Annotated in this window: 5 protein-coding genes, 1 tRNA gene and 1 pseudogene; 5 read left to right on the forward strand and 2 right to left on the reverse strand. The window is 55.8% G+C overall.

Annotated elements, in window-relative coordinates; all coding sequences use genetic code 11:
• Positions 1–1,123: phosphoserine transaminase (gene serC / locus AC5LBQ_RS08675; protein WP_493265228.1), on the reverse strand; the 1,123-nt coding region annotated here is incomplete at its 3' end.
• Between the two features lie 223 nt (positions 1,124–1,346).
• Between serC and AC5LBQ_RS08680 the strand changes: the two genes are divergently transcribed.
• From AC5LBQ_RS08680 to AC5LBQ_RS08690, 3 genes are all read left to right on the forward strand, one after another.
• Positions 1,347–2,060, forward strand: coding sequence for a metal-dependent transcriptional regulator (locus AC5LBQ_RS08680; RefSeq protein ID WP_491680709.1), 714 nt, complete (start codon positions 1,347–1,349; stop codon positions 2,058–2,060).
• A gap of 156 nt (positions 2,061–2,216) precedes the next feature.
• On the forward strand, positions 2,217–2,981 hold the full coding sequence (locus AC5LBQ_RS08685) for a C40 family peptidase (protein WP_297345748.1): 765 nt from the start codon (positions 2,217–2,219) through the stop codon (positions 2,979–2,981).
• A 119-nt stretch (positions 2,982–3,100) separates the two neighbouring features.
• Positions 3,101–3,173 (forward strand) — tRNA-Arg (locus AC5LBQ_RS08690).
• A gap of 7 nt (positions 3,174–3,180) precedes the next feature.
• On the opposite strand, the gene AC5LBQ_RS08695 is transcribed toward AC5LBQ_RS08690, so the two are convergent.
• On the reverse strand, positions 3,181–7,815 hold the full coding sequence (locus AC5LBQ_RS08695) for an acyl-CoA dehydratase activase-related protein (protein ID WP_493265229.1): 4,635 nt from the start codon (positions 7,813–7,815) through the stop codon (positions 3,181–3,183).
• 192 nt (positions 7,816–8,007) lie between these two features.
• Between AC5LBQ_RS08695 and AC5LBQ_RS08700 the strand changes: the two genes are divergently transcribed.
• Together AC5LBQ_RS08700 and AC5LBQ_RS08705 are read left to right on the forward strand one after the other, a co-directional pair.
• A complete protein-coding gene (locus AC5LBQ_RS08700) occupies positions 8,008–8,619 on the forward strand; it encodes a TetR/AcrR family transcriptional regulator (RefSeq protein ID WP_297346637.1) in 612 nt (203 codons plus the stop codon).
• Positions 8,620–8,712: 93 nt separating this feature from the next.
• A pseudogene (locus AC5LBQ_RS08705) lies at positions 8,713–10,665 on the forward strand (DNA helicase); the annotation flags it as partial.

Below are 10,665 nucleotides of genomic sequence, written 5' to 3' on the forward strand. Positions count from 1 at the left end.
AGAGGCGTTCGACGACGTAGTCGACGCATGCCAGCAGCGCTGTCGTGTCGGCGGGGTCAGTCGAGGGGAAGGGTCCGATGCGCAACTGGTTGCTTCCTACCGCGCGGGAAGGGCTGACATCCACGATGCCGTTGGCGCGCAAAATCTGGAGCAGAGCCGCGGTGTCAACAGAGTCATCAAACTCTACGGTAGAAACGACCGGGGAGCGCTTTGCGGGGTCTGAGACAAAGGGAGAAGCGAACGGCTTCGATTCGGCCCACGTATAGATTGCATCCGAGCTGGCGCGAACCCGCTGTTGCGCCGCCTGAAGCCCGCCGAGGCTATCCAACCACTGCAGTTGGGAGTGCAGCAGTTCCAACGTGGCGATGGCCGGCGTATTCAAAGTCTGGTTCTTTACGGAATTTGCCACCGCAGTTTTCAAGTTCAAGATGGAGGGAATCCAGCGATCCGCGGAGGGCTTGTCGGCAATCTCAGCGGCACGATCTACTGCTTGGGGCGAGAGGAAAGCGAACCATAGTCCGCCATCTGACCCCAGAGCCTTTTGCAAGGAAAAATAGTAAGCATCAGCCTGGGTTAAATCGACCGGTACAGAACCGGCGATGGAAGTCGCGTCAATCAACACCAGCTGATCCGTGTGACCCAAGCGTTTCACCGGCGCAATTGCCCCGGTAGAAGTTTCCTGCTGCGGCCAAGCGTAAACATCGGCCTGTTCACTAAGCTGCGGGAGGGTCGAGTCGCCCAACTCGGCCTTGGTAATCAATGATTCCTCAAGGAAGGGCGCCCCCGAAGTCTCTTTGGCAAACTTTTCACCGAAAGAACCAAAGACGGCATGGGCGGCAAGGTTGCGAACCAAAGACGCGGTGGCGGCAGCCCAAAAGGTGGTGGCTCCGCCGTTGCCGAGAGCCACCGTGTAATCAGCGGGAACCTCAAAAAGGGTACGCATCCGAGAGATACAGTCGGCCACCAAATCCTTTACCGGGGGTTGACGGTGGGAAGTACCCATGAGAGTTGAACGACCCAAACAATCCAACTGTTCACGACGAATCAGGGTGGGACCGCAGCCAAAACGGCCGTCTTTCGGCAAAAGTTCGGCGGGAATCTTTAGGTTCGCATATTCACTCACGTTTCGATTATGCCACCACCCGCATCAGGCCGAACAATCCGCGAGTGTCAGCCCCAAGCCTCTTATGAAGAATAGAGGGAAGGGGACCGGGAAAACTGACTGGAGGAACGAACCTGACCGGAGAGGTGCCCGCTAGTTAAGAATTTTGATAAGTTAGAGTTGTTCTTGGCGGTGTAAAACCTGATTGTTGCTGAGAAGTCACGATGCAGAAAGAGCCACGCGAATGAGTGAACTGGTCGATACCACGGAAATGTATCTCAAGGTCATCTACGAGATGATGGAAGACGGAGTGGCTCCGTTGCGGGCCCGAATCGTGGAGAGATTAGGCCATTCAGGGCCAACGGTCAGCCAGACCATCTCTCGCATGGAGCGCGACGGACTGCTGAGTTTGGAAGACGACCGGAAAATTACGTTGACAGAACAGGGACTGCGCGAGGCTACCGAAGTCGTTCGCAAACATCGGCTGGCGGAACGGCTCTTAACCGATGTTATTGGTCTGCCCTGGGACGAAGCTCACGATGAAGCCTGCCGTTGGGAACATGTCATGAGCGCAAAAGTTGAGTCCTTGCTGTTGGCACTGCTGCAAATGCCCGACCAAGATCCCTACGGTAATCCGATACCCCGACGGGTTAAGAACTATAAGAACTTCGACCCTGCCGTTGAAGGAGCTACCCTGGATTCTTACTGGCGCCGTCACCCTGACGGAGGAACTGTCCAGATTGGAAGAATCGGAGAGCCAGTTCAGGCCTGTGAGGGGGTTCTTAAGAAATTAAGTGAAGCCAAATTGTTACCTGGCTCTAAGGTTACACTCAGGTTTGACGACGATGCCGAGATTGCCGCACTTTTCATTGATAAAACAGGGAAGTCCAGCGAAAATGACCTGCCGGCGGTAGCAATTCCCCGCGACCTTTTTAAGCATTTTTTCATAAAGCTATAGGCAAAAATTGTCCAAGTCTTGTCAAAATCACGGGGAATTGTTATCCAAATGTGACATTTGAATTTCTTTGGTGTAGTGTTAGGAACACGTTCTTAGGACGGGTTGAACCGTCCGGAACCTGAACTTGAAATCAGGCCTTCAAGGAAAGGGACAAGGTTGGCTAACACCACTTCACGGGCTCGGCATCGCGCCGCAACAAAGCCCGTTACACCTTTAGATTCTTTGAAAAATATCGATGGAAAGAAAGGGTTTGTAGCCGCGGCCTCCGCCGGTTTGGCGTTGGGCACCGTTTGGGCCGGCTCGGCCATCGCTGCTCCAGAAGGCGCAGATACCCCTTCCCAGGCTAAAGTACCGGTTTCTGCCCAGGTGGGCGATGCTGTCGCGCAGGCACACCTCGCCGTTGCAGCCAACCCGGTGGTAACCGCCCCGGAGAACGTGGCGTGGACTGAAGGTCAAGTCGAGGTACCGGCTCAGCAACAGCAAGCGCAGACTCAAGCTCAGCGTGCTAATAACAATCACGGCACCGCTAATCGCAGTGTCGGTCGCGCCGCAGTTTCGGCCGCTCCCATTTCTATCCCGGCCAATATCGCCGGCGGTTCCATCGCGGACATTGCTCTGCGTTACCAGGGCGTGCCCTACGTTTATGGCGGAACCTCTCCCAATGGTTTTGATTGCTCCGGTTTCGTCGGATACGTCTACAACCAGGCCGGGATTGCCCTGCCCCGCACTTCGTGGGGTCAAGGCGCCTCCGGTAAGCATGTTTCCGCTGGGGAAGCCCAAGCGGGCGACATCGTCTACTATGGCGGCCACGTTGGCGTGTACCTCGGCGAAGGCAAGATGGTGCACTCCCCGCGCCCTGGCGAATCCGTGAGGGTGCAGCAGGTTTACGGTAACCCTGAATACGTGCGCATCGGCCAGTAACTTTATAACTTAGTCGAGTGGAGTCGGTATTCCGGCTCCACTCTCACTTTTTATCGCAGTCGATCTTGTGTCAGTCAGGTTTAAAATCACGCTGAAAACACAGTAGACTTGGTAACGTTGCCCTCGTAGCTCAGTGGATAGAGCAACCGCCTCCTAAGCGGTAGGTCGGCCGTTCGAATCGGCTCGGGGGCGCTTTCGTTTATTCTTGGCTGGGCAAGGTCGGCATCCCCAGCAGCGCTGGCTCGTCCGGGCCGGGACAGCACGCTGCGGCGGATTCAGCCGTTGATAATTCGGGCAGATCCGTCTCCAACTTGCTGAAGTCCAAATCGCGCCCCTCATTAATCTTTGCGGTCGAAATCATGAGCTTAATCCGATTCAGCTGGTTTACGGCCGAAGCACCGGGGTCATAGTCGATTCCGACAATATTTGCCTGGGGATAACGGTTACGTAGAGGCCGGAACATACCTTTGCCAACAATGTGGTTAGGCAGGCAGGCGAAGGGCTGCACGCAAATGATATTCGGGCAGCCATCTTCAATCATGTCCACCATTTCAGAAACCAAATACCAGCCTTCACCAGCTTGGTTACCCATGGACGCAATATCTTTGGAACGCTCATACATATCCATGATGTTGCGACCGGGCAGGAATTTGCCGTTGGTGGCGGACATCGCTTTGTTCACCGTTGCGGTATATTGGCGCAAAACCCACAGTGCCAGCGGTTTCGTAAACCGGGATTTCGGATTCATCCCCAGGTTTTCCCAGTCCCATTTCCCGTCCGCCAGCGAGTACTCAAAGAACTGCAGTAGGCCAGGAAGGACCGCTTCACAGCCTTCATCCTCGATGGTTTGTACCGCGTGATTGTTGGCGTAGGGGTGGAACTTGACCAGAATCTCTCCGACAATCCCGACCCGCGGTTTGCGAGGGATATTCCGCAGCGGGAGGGCATCGAACTCGCGTACGCATATCTTGGTGAGCTTGGAGTAGCTGACGCGCCCGAAGCCGCCGACCCGTTTCCCGCCCGATGCAAACCATTCGCGCCACAACTCGTTCCAGCGCTCATAGAGAGCCATCGCGGAACCGGGGGCCGCCTCGTAAGGCCGTACCCGCAGCAGCATCTTTTGAATGGCATCGCCGATGACCAAGGCTTGAATAATTCGATGATAAATCGGAATCGTAAACGTAAACCCGGGATTTTCCTCCAGCCCCTGCAAGGACATGGCAATGACCGGAACCTGCGGATATCCGGCATCTCGCAGTCCCTTGCGCAACAGCGAAGCATAGTTCGTTGCCCGGCACATACCGCCGGTCTGGCTCATGGCTACGGCAGTTCTATTCGGATCGGCCCGTCCAGAGACGAATTCGTCAATGAGCTGACCCAGCACCACCAGCGAGGGGTAGCAGGCATCATTATTGATGTATTTCAGCCCGGTCTCCATGGTTTGAGCATCGACATTTTCCAGTAGCCGAATGTTGTACCCTTTGCGTTTCAGGATCGGCTCCGCGATGCGGAATTGGATGGTGGCCATTTGCGGCACCAAAATGGTGTAGCCCGAGTCTCGCATCTCTTTCGTGAAGGGATGTGCCTCGTAGACGTGGCTCGCAGGATTCTTGCCGGTAGCAAAGACCGAGGATAGGGGACTGGGTACCCCCTCCGGGCGGGTGGGGCTGGCCGGGAAAGTAGCCACCGTCGCCGACGTGAGAACCTCACCAGCGGCCTTGTGATCGTTTTGAGCAGTCTCGGTCGAGGTGCTGGACAGGAAACTTACGTTGACACTGCCCGAGTTGTCAACATGAGCGCTGCCGGTCAGGCCGGCGACGCTGATGGTGTTTTCCTGGCATTTGGCGTGCTCTTCGCGCTCGATGGCGGCCGCGGCTAGGGAACGCAGCCGAATGGTTGCCGCCCCCAAGTTTGAAACCTCGTCAATCTTCAGTTGGGTAAAGATATCGTTTTGGCCTTCCAGGATTTCTTGCACCTGTTCTGCCGTGACGGCATCCAGACCGCAGCCAAAGGAGGTCAGCTGCACCAGTTCCAAGTCTGGTTCCGCGGCGACTCGTGCGGCTGCCTCGTACAAGCGAGAGTGGTAAGTCCACTGGTCACGCACCCGCAGGGGGCGTTCCAGACGTCCGTCAGCGATAGAGTCCTCGGTCAGCACGGCCATGCCCAAGCTGACAATTGCCTCAGGAATCCCGTGATTGATTTCCGGATCCAAGTGGTAGGGACGACCCGCCAAAACCACACCGCGCTTGCCGTGTGTGCGCATCCATTCCAAAGCCAGACGACCCTGCTCGCGAATCTCGTCTTTGACCCGTGCGTCCTCGGCATAACCGGCGTGAACCGCAGCGGTGGCCTCATCGATAGTGACGTTCCAGTCAGCAAACACTTCAGTCAGACGTTTCGCCACAAAATCCGGGTCTGCCATGTTTAAGAACGGTGAGATGAAGCGCACTCCGGGGGCATCGAGGCCTTCCAGGTTGTGACGCAGCGCCTCGGGGTAGGTGGCGACGACCGGACAGTTGTAGTTATTGTCCGCTTTAGGATTGCGGGGCATGTTGTAATTCACGCAGGGGTAGAAAAATGTTTTCACCCCTTTTTCCAGCAGTTGCTCGATATGCCCGTGAGCCAGTTTCGCCGGATAGCAGATATTTTCTGAGGGGATTGATTCCATTCCCTGTTCGAACAGTTCGTGGGAGGACCGCCCCGAAATCATGACGCGAAAACCGAGTTGGCTCAAAATTGTGAACCACAGTGGGTAATCCTCATACATCCCCAAGACCCGAGGAATGCCGATATCCCCGCGAGTGGCTTTGTCCTCAGTCAGACGACGGTAAGCGAACAACCGGCGGTATTTCCAGTCATAAAGGTTTGGAATCTGGGACTTTTGAGGCCGTTTTTCCAAGCTAGCGCCGCGTTCGCAACGGTTGCCGGTGACGTGGCGAGAGCCGTTAGCAAAGGTAGAAATCGTTACCTGGCAGTGGTTTTGGCAAAAGTTGCAGGTTTTGTGGGTAGTTTCGACATCGAAGGCATCCAAATCCGCCAAGCTGGCTAACGTGGACTGCGTGGTGGGGTCGTCGTGCATTTTGGCGCTCAAGGCCGCTCCGTAGGCTCCCATCAGACCGGCGATATTGGGCCGAATCACCTCGCGTTTCGTCAGTAACTCGAACGCCCGCAAGACGGCATCGTTCAGGAAAGTACCTCCCTGTACCACGACCTTGTCTCCCAAATCTGAGGGGTCTTTGAGTTTGATGACTTTATACAGGGCATTGCGCACCACCGAATACGACAGACCCGCGGCAATAGCCCCGGTATCAGCGCCTTCCTTCTGGGCTTGCTTGACCGAGGAATTCATGAACACGGTACACCGGGTACCCAGGTCTATCGGATCGGGGCTCTGCACCGCGGCAGCGGCAAACTCCTGCACCGTGGTGCTCATTGTGGCGGCAAACGTTTGTAGGAACGAACCACAACCGGAAGAACATGCTTCGTTGACCGAAATCGAGTCGACGCTACCGTCCTTAATCTTGATGAATTTCATGTCCTGGCCGCCGATGTCCACCACCGAAGTCACCCCCGGAGCGATACGATTTGCCGCCCGGTAGTGAGCCATAGTTTCCACGACCCCTTCATCCAGGGTCAGCCCAGCCTTTATCAGGCCTTCGCCGTAGCCGGTAGAACAAGCCCGCCCGATAGTGGTGCCTGCCGGAAGCTCCTGGCGAATCCGGCGGACAATGTCGATGGCTGCCCGGAGAGGATTGCCTTCATTCGTGGCGTAATGAGAAAAAACAATGCGGTCAGACTCATCGATGACCACCGCTTTAATGGTGGTAGAGCCGGCGTCAATCCCCAGCCAACAGCGTCCTTTCGCTTCCTTCGGGTCCAGAGACTGGATACAATCGCGCTGGTGACGTTGACGGAACTCCGTCAGTTCCGCGTCGTTGTTAAACAGCGGGCGCATCCGGGTGGACTCGTGGACGACTTCGGCCTGTTTCAAGCGTTCAATCAGGACTTCCAGGCGCTCCGGGGTGGCAGCTTGGCCACCCGCACGCCCTCCGTCGGCCAGCAGGGCGCTGCCCAGGGCCACAAAGAGTTGCGCGTCGGGGGGTGTGTAAAAGTTTTCCACTTTGGGAAGCAGTTTTTCATAAGCCTGGCGCAGTTCCGGCAGGAAGTGCAGCGGGCCACCCAGGAACATGACGTTGCCGCGGAGAGGGCGGCCGTTGGCGAGGCCCGCAATTGTTTGCGTAGCTACTGCCATAAATACAGAGGCGGCAATGTCCGCGTGAGCGGCGCCTTGGTTCAGCAACGGTTGAATGTCGGATTTGGCAAAAACGCCGCAACGTGAAGCGATGGGGTAAATCGTTTGTGATTGTGCCGCAAGCCTGTTCATCCCCTCGGCATCGGTGTCCAGCAGGGTTGCCATTTGGTCGATGAAAGCTCCGGTCCCGCCTGCACAAGACCCGTTCATTCGTTGTTCGGGAGTCGGGTGCAGGTAGGTCAGTTTCGCGTCCTCCCCGCCCAGCTCGATGATGACGTCAGTGTGAGGACTATGTTTACGTACAGCTTCGGTTTCAGCAATGACTTCCTGGACGAAAGGAACCCGCATCGAGTTTGCAACCTGGAGACCGCCCGAGCCGGTGACCGCGGTTTGCACAGTAACGTCGCCCAAATCGGTGAGGACATCTTCCAAAAGCTGAGTGAGTTCACGACGAACATCTGCCTTGTGACGGCGATAGTCGGCAAAGACTTTTTGTCCTTGCGCGTTGAGGGCCACCGCTTTGACAGTGGTGGAGCCCACATCAACTCCGAGGCGGATGATGTTTGCGGGGGTAACACTCATACGATTGGCCTCAATTCATTTGCTTGCCGTGCTTGCTAGGAACATATCCAGAAAACTGAGAAATTTTAACGTGTTGAAATTAGAATAATATAGAACACAGAATCCTTGGGTTTACCGGGAAAGCAGCCGGATAGCCTGGAGAATTACTATTGAAACTCGAAAAAATAATTACGTAACGTAAGGCTTGCTAAAATGGGTAAGAATGCTAACTCATCTCGAAGAGGGCCCACGGGACCGCGAGGAGAAACCCGAGAAAGAATCCTTGCTGCAGCCAACGAGGCATTTACCGAGCTGGACTATAAACACGCAACCTACCGTGAAATTGCCCGCCGCGCTGGAGTCGACCCGGCCCTCATCGCGTATTACTTTCGTTCCAAAGCTCAGCTGCTGCGGGAATCATTGGCTTTGCCGGGAGACCCCAAACAGTTGATGACAGCGGCATTGGCGGATGGTCCTCCGGAAGAAACCGGACACCGTTTGGCTGCTACTATCCTGAATACTTGGGAACAAGCCGCTACCGCGGGAACTTTGGAGACGCTGTTTAACCTGTTGCTGCAAGATTCGGCGACCCAACAGACCTTTGCGAACTATGTGGAAAACCAGATTATGGCCAGCATCAGGGAATATATCGGGACGGATCTGGATTTGCCCATCGAGCTGATGATGAGCGCGATGCTGGGGGTTCTGCTGTCCCGCTACGTGGTCAAGCTGGAGCCTCTCGCCTCCATGAGCCGCGAGGACTTGATTGCGGTGCTGGGAACCGTGATTCAGCGTTTATTGGGGCAGCTGGAAACCGTGGGGTAATCATGACTGCAAGTTCTGCATTTCCTTCCCTAGATTCGCCTCTTTTTGGCGCGCCATCGCGGAATTGTGCCATATTTCACATATCGTGGATATGTGGAAGAAGATTTGGAACAGCCGGTACAAAACCCTGGGGGGAGCGCGGAAAATTCCGACCCCGATTCCTCTGACCAGAATGATGCTGCCACCGAGGTTTTACAGTCTGTAGAGGTAGACCCGGTCCAAGAGCGTCTGGCACTATGGGCCGGCGAAGCCTCAGCCTCACCGGGAGCCCAGGGGATACGTGACATCGACTCCCTGGAGAACCTTCTTGATTTAACCGGGGCGCATCCCGCAGGCATAGCCCAGCTCTATGGCGGCCGGCTGACAAAGTTATCTTCTTTGCTGCGTGATAGCGCTGCCTTGGGCGCCGCCCGAGCGGTGATGAGGAAGCTCGACGCGGAAAAGAAATCTTCAGTGTCCCGCTGTGGGCTGTACCCCACTAATCTGGTGATTGGGGTAGCCAACTGGACTCAACTACCGCCGTTTAAAGAATCTGAACGGGGGACTCGCCCTGAACTGAGTCATTTCAAACTGGAACAATTTAACCTGCCCGTGCTGATGCGTCCGTTGGAACTAGAAGCGGTTGACGGGGACTACACATTGAAAATGGGCGGATCGGTCGTGATGAATCCGGTCTTGGTGAAAGCGTTTACGGATCGCCATATCGACTGCAATCCCGAAGCCATAATCGCTTCGAGTTTAGAGGATGGCCGATTGAACGTCACCCCGGCTCTCGAAGCGATTCGCCGGGCGGGACAGGACTTCATCCCGGGGTTTGACCTCAAGGAAAACCTGCTTGTTGCCAATCTAGGGGTCTCCAGTGCGGTGCTCAGTTCAGACTGGGACACCATCCTCCCGGTCGCTGGTGAAAATCAGCTGGTCAGAGCCTTTGCGGGAGACAAATCGGCAGCTGCCGAGCTCTTAGAGCCGCTGCCCGAGACCAGTCCGGCGGATCGTGATCCGGATTTGGAACGCGGTATCGGCGACTTGGACGTAAGCCAAGCTCGAGTTGTGGAGCTGATTGCCAGCGGACGTTCCATTTTTGTTGAGGTTCCTCCAGGTGCTCCCGGTTCATCTACTGTACAAGCCATTTTGGCTGATTGCGGAGCTAGCGGGAAACACGTTTGCTACGTACCGGGAGTGCGCCGGATTGGTAAGACGACGGTGGAAGGTTTGCAAAAGGCCGGATTGGGTCGTTTCGTGTTGGACCTGACCGGAGCTAGTGAGTGGCGCAGCGCTCTTCGAGACCAATTGCTGAGCGGGGACACCGCGTATCCGCAACCGCCCGTACCAGTTACGGAATTGGGCGATGCACACGAGAGGCTGCGCCAAACTCGAGACAAACTCAGTGCTTATACGCAACGTTTGCACGTGGTGCGTGAACCGTGGGGGGTTTCCGCCTATGCAGCACTGCAGGCTCTCGCAGATTTAACCAGCGCGCAGCCGGGGCCGCGCACAAAAGTCAAATTGGAACTTGCCGATGACGAACACTCCAGCAAAGAAGGACGCGAACGGGCTCGTGAACTGTTGACCCGAGCCCAAGATGCCGGTCTGCTTGAACCAGACTTGCAAGAATCCCCCTGGAAAGGGGTGGTACTGTCCACCGAATCAGATGCCCAGGATGCCATCGAAAAAATTCATGCGCTGGCAGACGGTCGCCTGGGAAGGCTGCATCAGGAATTAGAACGGGTCAGCGAAGAAACCGGGCTGGTCCTCCCTTCGACCCTAAACGCCTGGAAAGAACAGCTGGGAATGCTGACCGGGGTGGCGCAATCTCTGGATATTTTCCAACCCGAAATTTTTGAGCATTCTGCCGCGGACATGGTCATAGCTACAGCCAGCCGCAAATGGCGACAAGAACGCTCCCTACCGATTAAGGGTAAGGATAAGCGCAATCTGGTGAAGCAGGCCAAAGAAGCTCTGCGTCCGGGAATCACGCCTCAGGATTTACACGATGAACTGGTGCGCGTCCAAAGTTTTCGTGACCTGTGGCGCCGTCATGCATTG

This window comes from Mobiluncus sp. (assembly GCF_985070215.1).